The 21,130-nt window shown below is 51.9% G+C and carries 20 protein-coding genes and 1 pseudogene; 19 read left to right on the top strand and 2 right to left on the bottom strand.

Annotated features, from left to right (window positions below; all coding sequences use genetic code 11):
* Positions 1 to 305: pseudogene (locus VB081_RS01370) on the top strand (hypothetical protein); the annotation flags it as partial.
* Between the two features lie 53 nt (positions 306 to 358).
* Here VB081_RS01370 and VB081_RS01365 read toward each other — a convergent pair.
* Positions 359 to 1,825: a succinate CoA transferase gene (locus VB081_RS01365; protein WP_323399071.1), complete on the bottom strand. Its 1,467-nt coding sequence runs from the start codon at positions 1,823 to 1,825 to the stop codon at positions 359 to 361.
* Between the two features lie 249 nt (positions 1,826 to 2,074).
* Here VB081_RS01365 and VB081_RS01360 point away from each other — a divergent pair, with 249 nt between their 5' ends.
* The 5 genes from VB081_RS01360 to VB081_RS01340 all read left to right on the top strand — a co-directional run bounded on the left by VB081_RS01360 (position 2,075) and on the right by VB081_RS01340 (position 7,809).
* Positions 2,075 to 3,433: an aldehyde dehydrogenase family protein gene (locus VB081_RS01360; protein WP_323399070.1), complete on the top strand. Its 1,359-nt coding sequence runs from the start codon at positions 2,075 to 2,077 to the stop codon at positions 3,431 to 3,433.
* A 68-nt stretch (positions 3,434 to 3,501) separates the two neighbouring features.
* Positions 3,502 to 4,794: an RNA polymerase factor sigma-54 gene (gene rpoN / locus VB081_RS01355; protein ID WP_323399069.1), complete on the top strand. Its 1,293-nt coding sequence runs from the start codon at positions 3,502 to 3,504 to the stop codon at positions 4,792 to 4,794.
* 34 nt (positions 4,795 to 4,828) lie between these two features.
* Positions 4,829 to 5,968 carry an acyl-CoA dehydrogenase gene (locus tag VB081_RS01350; RefSeq protein WP_323399068.1) on the top strand — a complete coding sequence of 380 codons (1,140 nt, stop codon included), beginning with the start codon at positions 4,829 to 4,831 and terminating at the stop codon, positions 5,966 to 5,968.
* 18 nt (positions 5,969 to 5,986) lie between these two features.
* On the top strand, positions 5,987 to 6,769 hold the full coding sequence (locus VB081_RS01345) for an electron transfer flavoprotein subunit beta/FixA family protein (protein WP_323399067.1): 783 nt from the start codon (positions 5,987 to 5,989) through the stop codon (positions 6,767 to 6,769).
* A 17-nt stretch (positions 6,770 to 6,786) separates the two neighbouring features.
* Positions 6,787 to 7,809, top strand: coding sequence for an electron transfer flavoprotein subunit alpha/FixB family protein (locus tag VB081_RS01340; RefSeq protein ID WP_323399075.1), 1,023 nt, complete (start codon positions 6,787 to 6,789; stop codon positions 7,807 to 7,809).
* Between the two features lie 52 nt (positions 7,810 to 7,861).
* Here the strand turns inward: VB081_RS01340 and VB081_RS01335 are convergent, their stop codons facing one another.
* Complete coding sequence (locus tag VB081_RS01335; protein WP_323399066.1) at positions 7,862 to 8,749, bottom strand: LysR family transcriptional regulator; 888 nt, start codon at positions 8,747 to 8,749, stop codon at positions 7,862 to 7,864.
* A gap of 102 nt (positions 8,750 to 8,851) precedes the next feature.
* Between VB081_RS01335 and VB081_RS01330 the strand changes: the two genes are divergently transcribed.
* The 13 genes from VB081_RS01330 to VB081_RS01270 form a co-directional block, all read left to right on the top strand.
* Positions 8,852 to 9,412 carry a chromate transporter gene (locus VB081_RS01330; protein WP_323399065.1) on the top strand — a complete coding sequence of 187 codons (561 nt, stop codon included), beginning with the start codon at positions 8,852 to 8,854 and terminating at the stop codon, positions 9,410 to 9,412.
* Positions 9,409 to 9,981, top strand: a complete 573-nt coding sequence (locus VB081_RS01325) for a chromate transporter (protein WP_323399064.1) — start codon at positions 9,409 to 9,411, stop codon at positions 9,979 to 9,981. Before VB081_RS01330 ends, VB081_RS01325 begins: the two co-directional genes overlap by 4 nt.
* A 438-nt stretch (positions 9,982 to 10,419) precedes the next feature.
* Complete coding sequence (locus VB081_RS01320; RefSeq protein WP_323399063.1) at positions 10,420 to 11,367, top strand: L-lactate dehydrogenase; 948 nt, start codon at positions 10,420 to 10,422, stop codon at positions 11,365 to 11,367.
* A gap of 35 nt (positions 11,368 to 11,402) precedes the next feature.
* On the top strand, positions 11,403 to 12,767 hold the full coding sequence (fumC, locus tag VB081_RS01315) for a class II fumarate hydratase (protein WP_323399062.1): 1,365 nt from the start codon (positions 11,403 to 11,405) through the stop codon (positions 12,765 to 12,767).
* A gap of 23 nt (positions 12,768 to 12,790) precedes the next feature.
* Positions 12,791 to 13,591 (top strand): CoB--CoM heterodisulfide reductase iron-sulfur subunit B family protein, encoded by an 801-nt coding sequence (locus VB081_RS01310; protein WP_323399074.1) that lies wholly within the window; start codon positions 12,791 to 12,793, stop codon positions 13,589 to 13,591.
* Between the two features lie 2 nt (positions 13,592 to 13,593).
* Positions 13,594 to 13,980 (top strand): 4Fe-4S dicluster domain-containing protein, encoded by a 387-nt coding sequence (locus tag VB081_RS01305; RefSeq protein ID WP_323399073.1) that lies wholly within the window; start codon positions 13,594 to 13,596, stop codon positions 13,978 to 13,980.
* Between the two features lie 21 nt (positions 13,981 to 14,001).
* On the top strand, positions 14,002 to 15,990 hold the full coding sequence (locus tag VB081_RS01300) for a CoB--CoM heterodisulfide reductase iron-sulfur subunit A family protein (RefSeq protein ID WP_323399061.1): 1,989 nt from the start codon (positions 14,002 to 14,004) through the stop codon (positions 15,988 to 15,990).
* Positions 15,978 to 16,430, top strand: coding sequence for a hydrogenase iron-sulfur subunit (locus VB081_RS01295; protein WP_323399060.1), 453 nt, complete (start codon positions 15,978 to 15,980; stop codon positions 16,428 to 16,430). Before VB081_RS01300 ends, VB081_RS01295 begins: the two co-directional genes overlap by 13 nt.
* On the top strand, positions 16,427 to 17,431 hold the full coding sequence (locus tag VB081_RS01290) for a 4Fe-4S dicluster domain-containing protein (RefSeq protein ID WP_323399072.1): 1,005 nt from the start codon (positions 16,427 to 16,429) through the stop codon (positions 17,429 to 17,431). Before VB081_RS01295 ends, VB081_RS01290 begins: the two co-directional genes overlap by 4 nt.
* A complete protein-coding gene (locus tag VB081_RS01285; protein ID WP_442872692.1) occupies positions 17,431 to 18,462 on the top strand; it encodes a 4Fe-4S dicluster domain-containing protein in 1,032 nt (343 codons plus the stop codon). Before VB081_RS01290 ends, VB081_RS01285 begins: the two co-directional genes overlap by 1 nt.
* Positions 18,452 to 19,300 carry an FAD/NAD(P)-binding protein gene (locus VB081_RS01280; RefSeq protein WP_323399058.1) on the top strand — a complete coding sequence of 283 codons (849 nt, stop codon included), beginning with the start codon at positions 18,452 to 18,454 and terminating at the stop codon, positions 19,298 to 19,300. The genes VB081_RS01285 and VB081_RS01280 overlap by 11 nt, the downstream gene beginning before the upstream one ends.
* A 16-nt stretch (positions 19,301 to 19,316) precedes the next feature.
* Positions 19,317 to 19,991 carry a 4Fe-4S dicluster domain-containing protein gene (locus tag VB081_RS01275; protein ID WP_323399057.1) on the top strand — a complete coding sequence of 225 codons (675 nt, stop codon included), beginning with the start codon at positions 19,317 to 19,319 and terminating at the stop codon, positions 19,989 to 19,991.
* A gap of 15 nt (positions 19,992 to 20,006) precedes the next feature.
* Positions 20,007 to 21,130 (top strand): FAD-dependent oxidoreductase (locus VB081_RS01270; protein WP_323399056.1); only part of this gene is annotated, 1,124 nt, incomplete at its 3' end.

Below are 21,130 nucleotides of genomic sequence, written 5' to 3'. Positions count from 1 at the left end.
ACGAACGCGAAATGCTTTGTCAGGGCACGGTGGATAATTACCTGCACGGCAGCTGTGACGGACTGGAGCTGCCCAAAGGATTGCAGCGCAGGACGCTCAATATGATACGTTCGGTGTTCAATGCAAGCCCGTGCGCGCGTTTTTCGTGCGAGGATATCGTGGATACGGTCAAGTTGTCCCGCATCACGGTACAAAGATATCTGCAATATCTACATAAAAACAACGAACTGGTGCAAAGGTTGAATTACAGCACGGGCGGGCGGCCATGCTCGCTCTACCAGTACAATCCCGGATTGTTCGCATAGGCAGTACAAAAAAACCGGCGTATCACACGCCGGTTTTTGTTTGCCGTAAAAGCTTACTTGTCCTTGAATACGTCCTTTAGGATATGCGGCGTCTGCTGGGCGGCGCATTCACGGCAGCTGTGCTCTACATATTCGCGCAGCATAGGACGAAAATCCGGATGCGCACAATTATCGATGATGGCGTGCGCACGCTGTCTGGGTGTTAAGCACCGCAGGTCGGCATAGCCATACTCCGTCACCAGGAAGTGGATATCGTGCTCGGTATGGTCGATGTGCGTTACAAAGGGCACGATGCACGAGAGCGTACCGTTTTTCGCTGTTGCCGGCGTCATGAAGATAGAAAGTCCGGCGTTCTGGGCAAAGTCGCCGCTGCCGCCGATGCCGTTCATGATGCGCGTACCATTGATATGCGAGGAGTTCGTGTTGCCGTAAATATCCGCTTCGATCGCCGTGTTCATGGCAATGATACCAAGACGGCGGATGACCTCCGGGTGGTTGCTGATCTCCTGTGGGCGCAGCATGATCTTGCTGCGGTAGTTTTCAAAGTTTGCGTTGTAATGCTCTTCAAAATCCGGTGAAACAGTGAGCGACGTACCTGAGGCAAAGGCGATCTTGCCTGCGTCGATCAAGTCGAACACCGCGTCCTGCAGCACCTCGGAATAAACATTCAAATCGGTGAAATCTGAGCCCTTGAGCCCGGCTAGAACTGCATTTGCTACGCCGCCCACGCCCGATTGCAGCGGGGGAAGCGGAACGGGAAGCCGTCCGGCCTCTGTTTCTTTGGTGATGATCTCGATGATGTTGTCCGCGATCTTCTGGGAGATATCGTCCACAGGAGGGACTGCGCGTCCGTGGTCGGGGATATCTGTGAAGACGATCGCCGCGATCCTGTCAAAATCACAAGGATAGTATTCCGTACCGATGCGGTCTTCCGCGTGTACGATCGGGATGGGCTGGCTGTTGGGCACGCGCTCTACCGTATATACGTCGTGAATACCCTTTAAGGACTCGGGCTGCGACGTGTTGATCTCTAAAATGACGTGCTTGGCACAATCAATATATGTATTCGCCATACCGATGGATGTGGAAGGGATCAAATGACCTTCTTCATCGATGCCGACGATCTCAACGATCGCAAAGTCGATATCGCCGAAAAAGCCGTTTTTCGCCCATACCGCCATCTGGCTCAGATGAACATCGAAATAATCGATATCGCCCGCGTTGATCGCGTTGCGCACTGTGGAATTGGTCTGGTAGGGGGTACGGCGAGCCATCGCGCCTGCCCGCACAAGTGCGCCGTCGATCTCGTCACCTACGGAAGCGCCCGTCATAACGGTAAGATTCAGCTTTTCACCTGTTTCCTCTGCACGTTTGGCAATGGCAAGCGGAACAGCCTTTGCGTGTCCGGCGGGTGTAAAACCGCTCATGCCGATCGTTGCATTCGGATAGATGAGTTTTGCGGCTTCGTCCGCGCTCATCACCTTGCTAAGATATTTTTCACACTTGATTCTTTCGTTCATATTCATCCTCCATTGACGCCGATAGGCATCTATAACATTCACAATTATATAGTATACACTGAAAAAAGAGACTTTGCACGCCCGTTACCGTACAAAAGTTCTTAACTAACTAATGAATCATAAAGAGGGGGTAACAAATTTTTTTAGTTACATAATGTTGCAATTTTTCGAAAAACTACTATAATAAGACAGGATAAACTTGTGAAAAAAGTAACACTTTTTAATATATTTTAGGAGGATGGAATAAAAATGGCTAATGTGGCAGAAATCTTTGAAAAAGCGCGTATCGCGCAGGCTGAATATGAAAAGAACGCCAGCCAGGAGCAGGTAGACGCTGCGGTAAAAGCGATCGGTAAGGTCGTTTATGACCGTGCGGAGGAGCTTGCGAAAATGGCGGTGGACGAGTCCGGAATGGGCGTTTATGAAGACAAAGTCGGGAAGTGCAAAGGAAAATCCAAGTGCATCTGGAACAGCCTGAAGGGCAAAAAATCCTATGGCATCATCGACGAAAATAAAGAAACGGGCATCATCAAGGTTGCAAAGCCGAAGGGCGTTGTGGGCGCGGTAACACCGGTCACGAATCCCGTTGTTACGCCGATGTGCAACGCGATGTTTGCTTTAAAGGGCAAAAATGCGATCGTAATTGCGCCGCATCCGCGTACGAGCAACCTCAATAAATACGTTGTGGATTTGTTCCGTGCAGAGCTCAAAAAATTGGGATTGCCGGAAGACCTCGTACAGACGATCGAAAATCCGTCGCTCGATATGACGCAGGAGGTCATGAAGACTGCTGACGTTGTTGTGGCAACAGGCGGCGCAGGTATGGTAAAATCCGCTTATTCCAGCGGCAAACCGGCGTTAGGCGTTGGCCCCGGCAATGTACAGGTCATCATTGACCGCGGCATCGATTATGACGAAGCGGCACAAATGATCATTGCAGGCCGTAAATTTGACAACGGCATCATCTGCTCGGGCGAACAGAGCATCATTGCTCCCAAGGACGAGTTTGACACAGTGATCAAGGCGTTTGAAAAGAACGGCGCTTATTATATTGAAGATCCGGCGGACGTCGAGAAATTCGCACAGACGATCTTCCCGGGCGGTGTGATCTCAAAGGATGTGGTAGGACAGAGCGTACAGAAGATCGCGGGTCTTGCGGGTGTCAGCGTTCCGGAAGGAACGAAGGTGGTCGTATTAAAGGCGCGCGGTGTTGGGCGTGCTGATCTGCTGTGCAAAGAGAAGATGTGCCCGTTCATGATCGCGATCCCGTATGACACGTTTGAAGACGCGATGGATATCGCTTATGAGAACCTTGACTATGAAGGCAAGGGACACACCTGCGCGATCCATTCGAACGATAAAAAGCATATTGAGATGGTGGGCGAGCATATGCCCGTAAGCCGTATCGTAGTAAACCAGCCTTCCTCTACAACGGCGGGCGGAGCACTCACAAACGGCTTCTCTCCGACGACGACGCTTGGATGTGGATCGTGGGGCAACAACAGCATCTCGGAGAACTTGAATTATACGCACCTGATCAATGTTTCGCAGATCGGCCTTTATAACAAAGATAAGAAAGTGCCGACAGACGAAGAAATTTGGGCGTAATCAAAACAGTAACTCTCGATGGAGCCGACCCTTGGCTCCATCGCAAGTTTATCTAAGCGCAGGATGATATGGTTCAGATAGGCATCGAGCAAAAACAGGTACAGACCCAGGTGTTGGGGCAACAGCTGCAGCAGGCGTTGTTTTTGCTGAAAATGAACGCGCTGGAGCTTAACGAGTATCTGAAACAGGCTGCGACGGACAATCCTGTGCTGGAACTTTTGGAAATGCACCGGCCGTTGCAAGGGGAAGTATTCCGCGTGACGCGCGGCGGCAAGGTAAGCAGCGTACAGGCACCGGATGCGGCGGGACGCGACGTTGCCGGCAGGGATACCTTAAAAGACGATCTGAAAAAACAGCTGGGGGCATTGCGGCTGGAACCGCAGCAGAAACATATCGCGCTTACGGTGGTCGAGAGCCTCGACCATAAAGGATATTTCAGCGAGAATTTAGGTGAGCTGGCAAATTTTTTGCAGGTGAGCCGCAAGGAAGCGGAAGTGGCGCTAAAAACCGTACAGGCTTTGGAACCGGCGGGCGTCGGCGCGCGTAACGTGCAGGAATGCCTGACGTTGCAGCTGATGCGCAGGAAGGTGAAGGTAGGGTATCCTTACGAGATCATCCGCGGACACATGCGCAACTTGGCGCAGGGCAAGATAAAGGAAATCGCGCGTGCCCTCAAGATATCCGAAGGGGAATGCGCAAAATACTGCGATATGGTACGGGCGTTGAACCCTTCCATAAACAGTATGGGCGACGGAGAAGCGGTACAGTATGTCCAGCCGGAGATCACAGTCGTCAAAAAGGATGAAAAATTACGAGTCGCCTTAAAAGAAGAAAGGCTCCCGCGTTTGTCACTCAATGCAGAATACAAGGGGCTTGAACATGCGGACGAGGAGACTAAGGCATATTTAAAAGAACGGTACAGGGAAGCGAACCGTATGATCGGCTCGCTCGAGCTGTGGAAAACCACGGTGCGCAAGGTCGCAGAGGCAGTCGTATCTGCGCAGGAGGCGTTTTTTCTTCGAGATGAACCCTTGAGGCCGATGCGCCTGTGCGATGTGGCAGAAGAACTTGACATGAACGTGTCCACCGTGAGTCGGGCAGCGGCAGGGAAATACCTGATCAGCGATGCAGGGGTCTATCCCTTAAAGCATTTCTTTGTCAGGAGCTTTCGTGCCAAAGAACAAACGGTGAGCAGCGATCATATTTGCCGCCTGATCCGTGAAATGCTTACGAACGATGTGTCGCTTTCGGACACAGAGCTTACAAAGCGGCTTGTTACGCAGGGGATCGGTATTGCGCGGCGCACAGTCGCAAAATACCGTATGAAAATGGGAATCGACTCGGTATACCACCGGGTGTAGATATTGTAAAAAACACTATGTTTAGGAGAGAGATATGGATTTCACATTAAGCAAGGAACATCAGATGCTGCAAACGCTTTTCCGCGATTTTGCAGAAAATGAAGTGAAACCGCTCGCGGAGGAACTGGACGAGGAAGAACGTTTTCCTGTCGAGACGGTTGAGAAATTGAAAAAGTACGGCTTTCTTGGGATACCTTTCCCCAAAGAATATGGCGGACAGGGCTGCGACACGCTGGCATATGCCATGTGTGTTGAGGAGCTTTCTAAGGTGTGTGCAACAACGGGCGTTGTTGTTTCGGCACACACATCGCTTGGGTCTAACCCGGTCAAGCAGTTTGGTACAGAGGAACAAAAGCAGAAATATCTGGTTCCGCTGGCGAAGGGTGAGAAGCTCGGCGCATTCGGCCTTACAGAGGCGGGTGCGGGCACGGACGCATCAGGACAACAGACAAAGGCAGTGCTTGACGGCGACCACTATGTACTGAACGGCAGTAAGATTTTTATTACCAATGCCGGATATGCTGATATTTATATCATCATGGCTATGACGGATAAATCCAAGGGCAACCACGGCATTTCCGCGTTTATCGTGGAAAAGGATTTTCCGGGCTTCTCAGTCGGAAAAAAAGAGCGTAAGATGGGCATACGCGGCAGCGCGACAGCAGAGCTGATCATGGAAAACTGCATCGTACCCAAGGAAAACCTTCTGGGAAAAGAAGGACAGGGCTTCAAGGTCGCGATGAGCACGCTTGACGGTGGCAGAATCGGTATTGCGGCGCAGGCGCTGGGCATCGCGGAAGGCGCGTTCAATGAAGCGGTCGCATATGTAAAGGAAAGAAAACAGTTTGGACGTTCGCTTTCCAAGTTCCAGAATACGCAGTTTGTGATCGCCGACTTAAAAGCAAAGATCGATGCGGCGCAGCTGCTCGTTTATCGCGCGGCGATCGCAAAGGATACGCAGGAGCGTTTCTCGGTGGAAGCGGCAATGGCGAAGTTAGTTGCGGCGGAAACTGCAATGGAAGTAACGACCAAATGTGTACAGCTTTTGGGCGGATACGGATATACAAGGGATTACCCGGTGGAGCGCATGATGCGCGACGCGAAGATCACAGAGATCTACGAGGGTACCAGCGAAGTGCAGCGCATGGTGATTGCGGGCGCTGCGCTCAAGTAGACGGAAGGGGGAAATACAATGAATATCGTTGTTTGCATCAAACAGGTTCCGGATACGAATGAAGTAAAGCTGGATCCGAATACAGGGACGCTCATCCGCGAGGGTGTGCCGTCCATCATCAATCCCGACGACAAGGCGGGTCTCGAGGCCGCTTTGCGGTTAAAGGATTCTATGGGTGCTAAGGTAAGTGTGATCTCTATGGGGCCGCCGCAGGCGGATCTTGCCCTTCGCGAAGCGCTTGCGATGGGCGCGGACGAGGCGATTTTGGTTACGGACAGGGCATTTGGCGGTGCTGATACATGGGCGACGAGCTCAACGCTTGCGTCAGCCATCAAAAAGCTTCCGTTCGACCTGATCATCACGGGCCGCCAGGCGATCGACGGGGACACGGCGCAGGTCGGCCCGCAGATCGCGGAGCACTTGAAGCTTGTCAACATCAGCTACGCGGAAGAGATCAAAGTCGAAGGCGACAGCATTATTGTAAAACGCCAATATGAAGACAGATATCACTTGTTGAAAGCAAAAATGCCGTGTTTGCTGACTGCGCTTGCAGAGCTCAACGAGCCGCGGTATATGACGCCTAAGGGCGTGTTCGACGCGTACCGCGAGCAGGAAGTGCAGATATGGACGCTGGAAGATCTTGATGTTGACAGAAGCAATATCGGGCTAAAGGGTTCGCCCACGCACGTATTCAAATCGTTTACAAAGCCGCTCAAGGCAGCGGGTACGGTCGTGAATACGGGCGCAGCGGAATCGGTTGAATTTCTGATGGAAAAACTCCGCAGCAAATTCATTATTTGACGGAAAGTGGTGATATGATGAATATACAGGAATATAAGGGCGTATTCGTATTTGCACAGCAGGAAGATAATAAGCTGACAAGCGTTTCTTTGGAGCTTGTGAGCAAGGGTAAAGAGCTGGCAGCAGACCTTAATACGGAAGTAACGGCAGTCGTGCTTGGGTCGGATATCGGCGCGATGGCAGAGAAGCTTGGGCGTTACGGCGCGGACAATGTTATCCTCGCGGACGATCCGGCGCTTAAAGTCTATATGACGGAACCGTATACGTGCGTACTTACTGAGATCATTCAGGCAAAGAAGCCGGAAATCGTGCTTTATGGCGCGACGGCGATCGGCAGAGACTTAGCGCCGCGGGTATCGGCACGCGTACACACCGGCCTCACGGCAGACTGTACCGGTCTTGAGATCGATCCGGAAACAAAGAATTTGCGCATGACGCGTCCTGCGTTCGGCGGCAATATCATGGCGACCATCATTTGTCCGGATTTCCGTCCGCAGATGGCGACAGTGAGGCCGGGCGTGATGCAGCGCATTTCTCCTATTGAATCGCACGCCAAGGTGGAAAATTATCCGGTGAACGTTCCAAAAGAGAGCGTAAATGTGGAGATTCTTGACATCATCAAAAAGGTGAGCGACAAGATGGATATCCAGGATGCGAAGATTCTCGTTTCCGGCGGCCGCGGAATGGGCTGCCCCGAGAATTTCAGCCTCTTAGAAGACCTTGCGGAAGCGTTTGGCGGCGGTACGACGGTAAGCTCGTCTCGTGCGTGCGTGGACGCCGGCTGGGTGGAAAAGGACAGGCAGGTCGGCCAGACAGGTAAGACAGTGCGTCCTGATCTGTATATTGCGTGCGGTCTTTCCGGCGCGATCCAGCACCTTGCTGGCATGGAAGATTCCGAAGTGATCATCGCGATCAACAAGGACGAAACAGCGCCCATCTTTGAGGTAGCCGATTTCGGCGTAGTAGGTGATGTGACCAAGATACTGCCCATGTTCACCGAACAGGTGAAGCGTTCGATCGCGGAAAGAAAGGACGCGTAAACGTAAGGCGTTATACTGGAATATGAAAGAGCACCGGAAACCGGTGCTCTTTTTATGTGTTGATGAGAGGGGCTGTACTTTGCTCCGCAATGGTGAGGAAATCACGTAGGGGCGGCGAAAGATGCTTTTCACGGTGATGCACTGTATAGTTGGCATTTTTTAAATACATATCCTGTATCTCCACACGCAGCAGTTGGTTGCCTGCAAGTTGGTCCTGTACCAGAAGTTCGGGCAGGATAGCGATGCCAAATCCGTTTTGTGCGGCATGGATGAGCGCCTGAGAGTCTACGCTTGTCCATGCCGGATCGCAGACAAGGCCGTGCAGCATGAGAGCACTGTCAAAAACGTCTCGTACAGAGCTTCCTTTTTCGCGCAGCAGCAGTGTTTCGCGGGCGAGGGACTGCGGGGTTAAGGGGACAGGCAGCGGATAGTCCGGCGCGCATACCGCGACGATCGTAAACGAGGAGAATGGACAGGCCGTGAGGCGGTTATCGGATATCGCCCCTTCGATCAACGCGGCGTCGATCGCACCAGCAAGCAGTTTTTCTGTGTTGCGTCGCGCAGTGTCGACCTCGATACGTACGGGAGTATTATGAAATTGTTTTTGAAATTCGCGCATGATGCCGGGAAGCAGAAAATTTGCTATCGTGATGCTGGAGCCGATGCGGACAGGGGAAGTGAACTCCAGATTTCCGCTGCTGCGCTCGAGGTCATCGTGCAGCTCGACGATCGCCGCCGCTTTTTCGTAAAAAGCCCTGCCGGAGCCTGTCAGCGATATTCTGCGGCCAACACGGTCAAAAAGTATACATCCTGTTTCGCGCTCCAGTTCCGCAATGACATGCGAAACGGCAGGTTGCGTCATGTATAGCTGCTGCGCCGCCCTGGTAAAACTCATTTCCTTACATACTGTGCAAAACACGGTAAGATGTCGCAAATTCATAGTCTATTCCTCGAATCATTACTATTTTGATATGAATACAATAATATAATAACATTTTATTTATGTATGTACAATTGATAAAATAGAGTTGGAGGGGTATACATGAAAAAAAAGGTATCACTTTGGTGGCTGTTCGGCATCAACCTGTTTATCAGTGCGTTTACATTTGGCGGCGGATATGTGGTCGTGCCGATGATACGCAAATACTTTGTAGAAAAAAAGCAATTGTTTGGGGAAGAAGAACTGATGAATCTGGCGGCGGTGTCGCAATCCTCGCCGGGGGCGATCGCCGTCAATCTGGCGACGGTGACTGGCTTCCAGACTGCCGGGAAAAAAGGCGCTTTTATTGGCTGTATCGCGGCGGTGATCCCGCCGCTCATTATATTGACGATCGTTTCGGTATTTTATGCGGCGTTCCGCGATAATTTGCTTGTTGCTGCTGCGCTCAAAGGCATGGAAGCAGGCGTATGTGCGCTTGTTGTGGATGTGGTGATCGACATGGGACGCGCGGTATTTAAGGAAAAGCAGCCGGTGCTTTCGTGTCTGCTGCCCCTTTCTTTTTTACTGGTCTTCTTTTTACAGGTGAATGTGATCGTCGTTATACTGGGCAGCGCTGCGGTTGCTTTTATCGCGGGGTGGCTTAAGAGGAGGGCGCAAAAATGACTCTGCTGTTTAACCTTTTTGTCAATTTCCTGCAGGTGGGTCTTTTCAGCTTTGGCGGCGGGTATGCAACGATACCGCTCATCCAGCAATATATCGTGGATGCGCAGCAGTGGATCACCTTTCAGGAGCTGACGGATATCCTTACCATATCGCAGATGACGCCCGGGCCTATCGCCGTCAACACAGCGACGTTCGTGGGTACGCGCATTGCCGGATTTCCGGGTGCGCTTGCCGCCACATTTGGCTGTATTCTGGCAGGGGTGCTCTTATCGTCAACGCTTTATTACCTGTTTCGCAGATACAGCGACATTGATGGGGTGACAGATGTGCTGAGCGGGCTGCGCGCATCGTCGGTAGGGCTGATCGCTTCGTCGGCATGTACCATCCTTTTGATCGCGCTTACAGGGACGGCGCAGCCGGAAACACTTATGATCGATCTTTCGACAGCAATTATTTTTGCCGTCTCTTTGTTCCTATTGCGTAAATTCAAAATGAATCCTATGCTTGTGATGCTCCTTTGCGGCGCTGCAGGCGTGGGGATTTACCTCCTGAAAAATATCTTCTTATAAACAAAAAAAATAGTTGAAAAGTAAGTGAAAAACATATCAAACTTTACATATGTGAAAGAATAAACAATAATTTCGTTAAAATTTATTGCAACTTTGCATGATTATGCCGATATCTATTTACAAACAGAAAAATATTTGTTAAAATATACACAATCTAGTTTTTTATTACGCTACATGTGTGAAAAAAAAGACAATTAATAGAAAACAAGAGGAGAATTCGGCAATGAAGGAGCAGGGACGTGCCGCCCGCTGGCGGACTGTACAGGCAATATTCCATCTGTGGTAACAGTGGGTATTGTATAAGATGAATTATGCTTGGAATTGTGCGTAAGAAAACAACCAAAAGAATAAAAATAAAGGCGTACATGCCGCGTTGTATCAGTGCAACCTTTTGGCGGTGTGGGATGCCTGCTTTTTATGTAGAGGGGGATTTTTAATATGAGCAGGAAGGTTACGATCATTGGCGCAGGCAGTGTCGGTTCGACGATCACATATACGATGGCAGTGACAGGACTTGCGACCGAAGTCGTGATGATCGATGTGAACACGGAAAAGGCTCTCGGAGAGGCAATGGATGTGCGGCAGGGAACGCCGTTTTGTTCGCCGATGAAGATATACGCAGGGACGTATGAGGATGCGAAGGGCTCTGATGTTGTGATCATCACCTCCGGCATGCCGCGTACGGCGGGACAGTCGCGCATCGATCTTGCGCAGACGAATGTGGACGTAATCAAACAGATCACCCCGGAGATCGTCAAGCACGCGCCGAATGCCATCTATATTTTTGTAAGCAATCCGGTGGATGTTCTGACATATACGTTCTGCAAAATATCCGGGCTGCCGGAACGCCAGATCATTGGCTCGGGGACGATCCTTGATACGGCGCGCCTGCGCACAAGGATCGCTGAATACCTATCCTTAAGCCAGAGGAATGTGCATGCGTATGTACTGGGGGAGCATGGCGACAGTTCGTTTGTGCCGTGGTCGATCGCACAGGTGGGAAGCGTCAATTTCCTCGACTATAAAAAGCGCTTCAACTGCAAGGATATGCTGCAGCCGGATATCGATACGGAAGAGATCGAACAATATATCAGGACGTCAGGATCGAAGATCATCGGACGCAAGGGCGCGACGTTTTACGCGATCGCGATCTCGGTATGTACGATCGTGGAATGTATCTTCGGCAGTGTAAATACGGCGATCACCGTGTCGTCTATGATGCACGGGGAATACGGTATCGACGATGTGTGCCTGTCTATCCCATTCCTTGTGGGGCCGGACGGCGGTTGTGGGAACGTGCTTCCGCCGCTTAAAGACGAAGAAGTTTTGAAGCTGCGCCACAGCGCGGATGTATTAAAAGGCGTAATCAAACAGATCAATATATAAAATATATAAAACGGCTATTGTGGGAGGGAAAACAAATGGAATATCGTATTGAACGTGATTCGATGGGCGAAATGCAGGTGCCTGCTGACCGTTACTGGGCAGCGCAGACACAGAGAAGTCTGCAGAATTTTGAGATCGGTGACGAGGTCATGCCGCGGGAGATCACCCATGCATTCGGTATCTTGAAGAAGGCGGCGGCGATCGCGAATTTCAATTTGGGCAAGTTAAACGAGCAGAAGTGCAAGGCGATTGAGCAGGCGTGCGACGAAGTGACGGACGGCAAACTAAACGACCATTTCCCGCTTGTGGTATGGCAGACGGGCAGCGGTACGCAGTCAAACATGAACGCGAACGAAGTGATTGCGAACCGCGGAAACGAGATTGTCGGAGAAAAGCTGCTGCACCCCAATGACGACGTGAATATGTCGCAAAGCTCAAACGATACGTTCCCTACGGCGATGCACATTGCCGCGGTACTCAATATCGAAGATAAACTGATGCCGGAAATGGATCGCATGATCGATACGTTCAAGCGGTTGGAGAAAGAAAACGAAGGCATTGTAAAAAGCGGCCGCACCCATTTGCAGGATGCTACGCCCATCGCTTTTTCGCAGGAGATCAGCGGCTGGCGTAATATGCTGGAAAAGACAAAGAAAATGCTTGAAGCGGCTTTGCCAGGGCTTCGTGAGTTGGCGCTCGGCGGAACAGCGGTCGGGACTGGACTCAACGCACCCAAGGGTTTTGCGGAAGAGATCGCAAAGCAGGTAGGGAACCTGACGGGCAAAGAATTTGTAACAGCGGCGAACAAGTTCCACGCGCTGACCTCGAAGGACGATCTGGTGTTTGCGCACGGCGCATTAAAGGCGCTTGCGGCGAACATGATGAAGATCGCAAACGACGTACGCTGGCTGGCAAGCGGCCCGCGCTGCGGACTGGGCGAGATATTCATTCCGGAAAACGAGCCGGGCAGCTCGATCATGCCGGGTAAGGTCAACCCCACACAGTGTGAATCTATGACGATGATTGCGGTGCAGGTGATGGCAAACGATGTTGCGGTGGGCATGGCAGCTTCGCAGGGCAATTTTGAGCTGAATGTTTTCATGCCGGTTTGCATTTATAACTTCCTGCAGTCGGTAAGGCTTCTTGGCGACGGGCTGCGCTCGTTCAACGACCACTGTGCGTCGGGCATTGAAGCGGACAGGGAGAAGATGAAACACAACCTGCATAATTCATTGATGCTGGTGACAGCGCTAAATCCGTATATCGGCTATGATAATGCCGCTAAGACGGTCAAAAAAGCGCATAAGGAAAATATTTCCCTGAAAGAAGCATGTGTGGCGCTCGAACTACTGACCGCTGAGAAATTTGACGAGGTATTCCATCCGGAAGAGATGGTTTGATGAAAGAGGAGAAAGAGTACAATATGGTTTTTAGTTATTATCCGGGCTGCACGCTGAAGACGCAGGCAAAAGAACTGGATGAATATGCGAGAAAATCGGCGCTGGCGCTGGGGATCGAGCTGGAGGAACTGCCCGAATGGCAGTGCTGCGGCGCGGTATACCCGATGGCAAAGGACGAGATCGCGACCAAGCTTTCGGCGGTGCGTGCGTTAGATGGTGCAAAAATGCTGGATCAGGAGCTTGTTACGCTGTGCAGCGCGTGCCACCATGTGATCAAGCGTGTGAATCATGACATGCAAACGGACGACGACATGCGCATGAAGGTCAACAACTATTTGAAGCTGGAGCAGGATTACGCAGGAGAGACCAACGTGATCCATTACCTTGAGCTGCTTCGTGACAGGATCGGCTTTGCCAAGCTGAAAAAAATGGTCAAAAATCCGTTGAAGGACAGAAAGATCGGTGCATATTACGGCTGCTTGCTGCTGCGTCCCAATGACGAGATGCAGTTTGACAATCCGGAGAACCCGACCATCATCGAGGACTTTATACGGGCGATCGGTGCGGAGCCTGTTATCTATCCTTACCGCAACGAATGCTGTGGCGGCTATGTCGTGATCGAGGACAGGGACGCTTCCAAAAAAATGTGTAACAGCATCCTTTCTTCGGCGCAGGCAAAGGGGGCGCAAGCAATTGTTACGGCATGCCCGTTGTGCCGCTACAACCTTGACAAGAACAGCGCGGGTCATACGGTTTCGGTACACTATTTTACCGAGCTGCTGGCGGAAGCGCTTGGCGTGAAGGAAGGGGGCGACGCAAAGTGAATATGAGCAGCGAAGATATGCGCGAGCAGGTATTGCGCATGAGCGGCGTCGATCCGAAGAAGTGTATGACGTGCGGGAAATGTTCGGGCACGTGTCCGGCATACGACGAAATGGAATATCATCCGCACGAGTTCGTTTCTATGGTGCGTAAGGGACGGATCGAGGAGCTGATGAAGTCCGAATCCATATTTCGGTGTCTGTCGTGCTTTGCGTGTGTGGAACGTTGTCCGCGCAGTGTGGAGCCGGCAAAGCTTATTGAGGCGGTACGGCTGCTAAAGGTTCGTTCACAGGGCGAAAACCACCTCAAGGTGAGCAGGATACCGGAAATGCTGGACGAGGATATGCCGCAGCAGGCAATCACCAGTGCGCTCAGGAAATATAACAAATAACAAGAAGGGAATGAGATTTTCTTGCAGAGAATAGGAGTATTTGTCTGTTGGTGCGGCAGCAACATCGCGGCAACGGTAGATGTTGAAGCTGTGGCGCGAGAGCTTAAAAAAGAACCGGGCGTCGTATATACCGCAGACTATCAATATATGTGCAGTGAAGGCGGACAGTTGAAAATCAAAGAGGCTGTTCGTGAACACAACCTGACGGGAATCGTCGTTTGTTCGTGTTCGCCGAGGATGCACGAAACGACGTTCCGCAAAGCGGCGGTTGCGGCGGGCATCAATCCGTACATGGTAGAGATCGCAAACATCCGTGAGCAATGTTCGTGGATACACAAGGACAAGGTTGAGGGTACGGAGAAGTCGCTTATTCTAGCGAAAGCGGCGATCGCAAAACTCAACTTGAATGTACCGCTGACTGCGGGCGAAAGCCCGGTCGTCAAACGAGCGCTTGTTATCGGCGGCGGCATCGCGGGCATCCAGACGGCGCTCGATATTGCAGACGCGGGATATGAAGTGGACATCGTGGAAAAATCGCCGACGATCGGCGGTAAGATGGCGCAGCTCGATAAGACGTTTCCCACGCTTGACTGTGCGGCGTGTATCTTAACGCCCAAAATGGTTGACGCGGCTTCGCATGAAAAGATCAATATCTATACGTATAGCGAGGTGGAAAAGGTTTCCGGCTTTGTGGGCAACTTCAAGGTGGACATCCGCAAAAAAGCGCGTAATGTAAACAGCGACCTGTGTACGGGCTGCGGCGTTTGTACGGAAAAATGTCCGTCAAAGAAGGCAAAAAGCGAATTTAATATGGGACTTTCTAACCGCGGCGCGATCTACATTCCGTTTGCGCAGGCGATCCCCAATGTACCGGTGATCGACCACGACGCGTGCATCCACTATAAGACAGGCAAATGCGGATTATGTGAAAAGGTGTGCAGTGCTAACGCGATCGATTTTGACCAGCAGGATGAAATATTGACGAGAGAATACGGCGCGATCATCGCGGCGACGGGCTTTAACCCGATCTCGCTTGAAAAATTTGATGAATATGGCTATTCGCAGAACGCGGACGTTGTCACGTCACTTGAATTCGAACGGCTGACCAACGCGGCAGGGCCGACCAAAGGCGTGCTGCTGCGTCCGTCCGACGGGGAACACCCCAAAAAGATCGTGTTCATCCAATGCGTAGGCTCGCGCGATACATCGAGCTGCGGGAAGCCGTACTGCTCCAAGATATGCTGTATGTATACGGCAAAACACGCGATGCTCATACGGGAAAAGTATCCGGATACGGAAGTGACGGTATTCAACATCGACGTACGTACGCCGGGTAAGAGCTTTGATGAGTTCCAGCGCCGCGCGGTAGAGCAATATGACGTGAACTATATCAAGGGAATGGTGGGCAAGGTCGCGGAGGAAAACGGCAAGCTGATGGTGCAGGGATCTGATCTGATCAGCAATACACAGGTTCTGATCGACGCGGATTTGGTCGTGCTTGCGGCGGCGATCGAGCCGGACGAAAGTGCGCGAAACTTGGCGACAATGCTTACGGCAAGCATGGATACCAACGATTTCTTTACGGAGGCCCATCCTAAGCTGCGCCCGGTAGAAAGCCCGACAGCGGGCGTGTACCTTTCTGGCGTGTGCCAGGGGCCGAAGGATATCCCTGAAACGGTAGCGCAGGCGGGTGCGGCGGCGGCGAAGGTGATCGGCCTGCTTGCAAAAGACAAGCTGAGCTGTAACCCGTGTGTCGCGGGCAGCGACGAGCTGCTGTGTAATGGCTGCAGCGCGTGTGCGAATGTTTGCCCGTATGGGGCGATCGACTATATTGAAAAAGAAGTGAACGACCACGGTGTGCGTGAGACACGACGTATTGCGCAGGTAAATGAGGCGATATGCCAGGGCTGCGGTGCTTGTACGGTCACGTGTCCTTCGGGCGCGATGGATCTGAAAGGATTCACGAACAGACAGATCATGGCGGAGGTAGATGCGATATGCAAGAATTGAATGAAGCAAAAAACAGCGAATTTAAGCCGCTGATCGTCGCATTCTGCTGTAACTGGTGCAGCTATGCAGGGGCAGACCTCGCGGGGACAAGCAGGCTTTCCTATCCGGCGGACGTGAAGATCATCCGCGTGCCGTGCTCTTGCCGTGTGAACCCGATGTTTGTACTGCGCGCATTTCAGCGCGGGGCGGACGGCGTGATCATCAACGGCTGCCATCCGGGCGACTGTCACTATTCTACGGGCAACTATTATGCACGGCGCAGGCTTGCCCTGCTGTTCAGCATGCTGGATTATCTGGGTATCGAAAAGGGTAGGACGCATGTGGAATGGGTGTCTGCTGCGGAAGGACAGAAATTCGCGCAGGTGATGAACGATTTTGCAAAGACGATCCACGAGCTCGGAGAGAACAAGAGGCTGGAGGATTTGAGATGCAAGGAATAGAGAAGATCATAAAAGACAGGGCGAAAAAGCTCTTGGAAGAAGGCATTGTAGACCGTGTGGTCGGCTGGAAAAAAGGCGAGTATGGGTATGACAATACGCCTGCCGTTTTCTATGGCGACGATTTGGACGATCTTGTATATAACAGTTTTTGCGGCGCGAATCTGAGCAAATACCTGATTGCGGAGAGCAAGAAGGAAGGCAATATCATGGTTCCCTTAAAGCCTTGCGATACCTATAGCTTCAACCAACTGGTAAAGGAGCACCGTATCGACCGTTCCAAGATATATGTGCTGGGTATCCCGTGCCACGGCATGGCGGATAAGGACAAGCTGCATGCCAAGGGGATCAAAGGGATCACCGGCGCGAAAGAATATGTACACATCAAGAGCGTGGAAGACGAAGAAGATGATTACAGCGAGCTGCAGGTTTCGACCATCTATGGCGATAAAACATGCAGGACGCAGGATGTGTTGCTTGAAAAATGTATGGCGTGCAAGAGCAAAAAGTGTGTTGTGTTCGACGAGGTGGTAGAAGACGATCAGCCTTTGCCCGACCGTACGTACGACCGCTTTGGTATGGTAAAGCGCTTAGAGAACATGACTGCGGACGAACGGTTTGCGTTTTGGCGGACAGAGCTTAGCAAGTGCATTCGTTGTAACGCCTGCCGTAACGCGTGTCCTGCGTGCTCGTGCTTGAAATGCGTGTTCGATAACGACGATTCAGGCATCAGCAGTAAGGCGAACGTGGATACGTTCGAAGAAAATATGTTCCACATCATACGCGCATACCATGTGGCGGCACGCTGCATGGATTGCGGAGAATGCAGCCGCGTGTGCCCGCAGGGCATCCCGCTGCACCTTTTGAATCGTAAATTCATCAAGGATATCAACGAATTTTACGGCGAATATCAGGCGGGCGGCGACGACGAATCGCCGTGGCCGCTTGTGGAGTATCAGCAGGACGACATTGAGCCGGGTGCGCATAAAGGAGGCGGGAAATGATGAAGAAATTGCCTATCAATCGTATTGGCGAGCTTTTTTCCGCAATTGATGGGAAAAAGGAATTGTACCTGCCGGTTTTCAAGGCGGGCAAGGTGAATTTTGACCGCTGGACGCAGGACGCGAAAGTGAAGCTGAATGCGCTTAACACGGTGAAGTCTGTAAAGGATATGTTTTTCCCGCAAAGTGAAGACCTTGTCGCCTTTAAAATGAAAGACAAAAACATCGAGGTGTTGCCGCCGAAGGAGCCGGATACGCCGTTCGTGGTGTTCGGCGTGAGAGCGTGCGACATTAAAAGCCTTGATATTCTCGATATGGTTTTTCTTGCAGAGCCTGTGGACACCTATTATAAGGCACGGCGTGAAAACGGCGTGGTGGTAAGCCTTGCGTGCAGCGAGCCGGAGGAAACGTGTTTTTGCGGCGCGTTTGGCATCGACGCAACGCAGCCGGCGGGCGACGTAGCCACATGGATCGCGGATGATACCCTGTACTGGAAGCCGCTTACGCAAAAAGGCGAAGCCCTGACCGCGCAGATAGAAGCGCTTTTTGAGGATGCCGATGAAAGTGAAATAGACGGCACGGTCGCGGCAACAAAGGAGATACTGAACAAGCTGCCTTTGAAGGATTTGAGCCTTAAGGGCTTTGACGGGGAAGCGACCCAAAAGCTGTTTGATTCTCCAAAATGGGAAGAACTGTACCGCGCGTGTATCGGCTGCGGGACGTGTACGTTTGTGTGCCCGACCTGTCAGTGCTACGATATCCGTGATTTTGATACGGGAAACGGAGTTAAGCGCTACCGTTGCTGGGATTCGTGCATGTATTCGGATTTTACGCGGATGGCGCATGGCAACCCGCGTAAGACGCAGCTCGAACGCTTTCGCCAGCGTTTTATGCATAAGCTGGTCTATTTTCCGGCGAACAACGACGGGGAATATTCGTGCGTGGGCTGCGGACGGTGTGTTTCCCAATGCCCGATTTCGATGAATATTGTAAAGGTCATAAAAGCTTTGGGAGAGAATGAAGATGGCAAGTAATCTAGATATGGACAGGAAGGATACGCTCATCCCGGATATCGGCGTGATCACAGACATCAGGAAGGATACGCCGGACGTCAAAACCTTTCGTGCGGAAGGCATAAGCGGCGGCGTGTGCTTTGCACACATGCCCGGGCAATGCGCGATGCTTTCCATCCCCGGCGTGGGAGAGGCGATGTTTTCCATCACCTCGTCGCCCACAAATACGGAATTCATGGAATTCAGTATCAAAAAATGCGGATGCCTGACGGACTGGCTGCACCAGATGGACGTGGGACAGCAGATCACGATCCGCGGGCCGTACGGGAACGCTTTTCCGGTGGAAACGGAGTTGAAGGGCAAAGACCTGCTGTTTATCGCAGGTGGAATAGGCTTAGCGCCGCTGCGCTCGGTGATCAACTATGTGCTGCATCACCGTGAAAACTACGGTAAGATAGATATCGTCTATGGATCGCGTTCTATGGAAGATCTGGTGGACTTTAACGAGATCAAAACCGAGTGGAGCAACGCAAAAGATGTGGACGTACACTTGACCATCGACCACGAGGAGGGCAAATGGGATGGACATGTCGGCTTTGTGCCGGGCTATGTGAAGGAGCTCGGGTTCACGACAGATAAAACGGTGCTCGTGTGCGGCCCTCCGGTGATGATCAAATTCACGTTACAGGCCCTAGAGGAGATCGGCTTCAATAAAAAACAGGTGTATACGACGATGGAACTTCGCATGAAGTGCGGCGTGGGAAAATGCGGACGCTGTAACATCGGCTCCAAATATGTGTGTAAAGACGGCCCGGTATTCCGTTGCGACGAGCTTTCGGAACTGCCGGATGAGTATTGAGAGGAGAGACAGGGTAATGGAAGAAATGGTAAATGTCTTTCTGATGGGCAAAAAGTACAGCGTCCCGTCAGGCCTTACCATCATGGGGGCAATGGAATATGCGGGGTACCAGCTTGTGCGCGGATGCGGCTGCCGCAACGGTTTTTGCGGCGCATGTGCGACGATCTACCGCATCAAGGGGGACAACACCTTAAAGTTTTGTCTGGCATGCCAGACAACGGTAGAGGACGATATGTATGTCGCGATGCTGCCGTTTTTCCCGATTGTGAAGCCGGTTTATGATATGGAGCAGACAAAACCGACAGAGCAGATCATGATGCAGCTCTATCCGGAGATATACAGTTGTATCGGCTGTAACGCATGTACCAAGGCGTGTACGCAGGAATTGAAGGTCATGCAATATATCGCACACGCACAGCGCGGCGAATACGAAAAATGTGCCGAGAAATCCTTTGACTGTGTGATGTGCGGGGTATGCTCTGCGCGTTGTCCGGCAGAGATTTCCCATCCGCAGGTAGCGCTTCTCGCGCGCCGGTTGACGGGCAAATATTTAGCGCCTGAATCGAAGCACTTGACAGAGCGTGTAGGCGAAATAGAGCACGGAGACTTTATTAAGCTCTTAGAGGATGTGGCAAACAAGCCCATCGAGGAGCTGAAAGAACTTTATAATCACAGAGAGATCGAACAATAAGGAGGCGGGGTTAGTATGTTTACACCAGAAATGCTTGCATCCATCAAAAAGGTGGAGGAGACAAGACAGGCAAGGATCGGCGTGGAACCCAAAAGAATGACCGCCGACGAAAAAGATGCGCTATTAAAGCAGTTTCACCCGGATTACCGTGAGGACAGCTTTGAAGCGCTGCAGATCGGGCCGAATAAAGGCGATAAGGTACCGATCGAGCTTGCGGCGCTGCTGCAGGCAAACAGCAGGATAAAAGACGTTAACCTTGACCTTGACAGGGTGGAATATGATGTCGATGTTCTCATTATCGGCGGGGGCGGTGCGGGTGCATCTGCGGCGGTCGAGGCGTACAAGGCGGGTGCGAATGTTATGGTCGTTACCAAGCTGCGCATGGGTGACGCGAACACGATGATGGCGGAAGGCGGAATCCAGGCGGCGGATAAGCCGAACGATTCACCGGCGATCCATTACTTAGACGCGCTCGGAGGCGGACATTATGACAACAAGCCGGAACTGCTGAAAAAATTGGTGACAGAAGGCCCGGGCGCGATCAAATGGCTCAACGAGCTGGGCGTGATGTTTGATAAGGAAGCGGACGGCACGATGATCACTACGCATGGCGGCGGTACGTCCCGCAAGCGGATGCATGCTGCGCGCGACTATTCAGGCGCGGAGATCATGCGCGTGCTGCGCGACGAAGTCATGAACAGTCAGGTCACGATCGTGGACTTTACGGCGGCCGTCGAATTGATTTTGGATGAAAATGGTAGAGCGGCTGGCGCTGTGCTGCAAAATATGGAAACATGCGAATACATGATCGCACGTGCAAAGACGGTGATCATTGCGACGGGCGGCGCGGGCAGGCTGCACTATCAGGGATTTCCGACCTCCAACCATTACGGCGCGACGGCGGATGGGCTGATCCTCGCGTATCGCGCGGGTGCACCGCTTCTTTATGCGGATACGCTGCAATACCATCCGACGGGCGTGGCCTTCCCCGAACAGATTTTCGGCGCGCTGGTGACGGAAAAAGTTCGTTCTATGGGCGCGATGCTCATCAACGCCGACGGGGAGGCGTTTATGCATCCGTTAGAAACGCGCGATGTTGCGGCAGCTTCCATTATTCGCGAGTGTAATGAGCGGCATAA

Source organism: Christensenella sp., assembly GCF_034927525.1.
In the GTDB taxonomy this organism is placed as follows: domain Bacteria; phylum Bacillota; class Clostridia; order Christensenellales; family Christensenellaceae; genus Christensenella.
The sequence above is the reverse complement of the archived record's forward strand: the minus strand, read 5'-3'. Positions and strand labels throughout refer to the sequence as shown.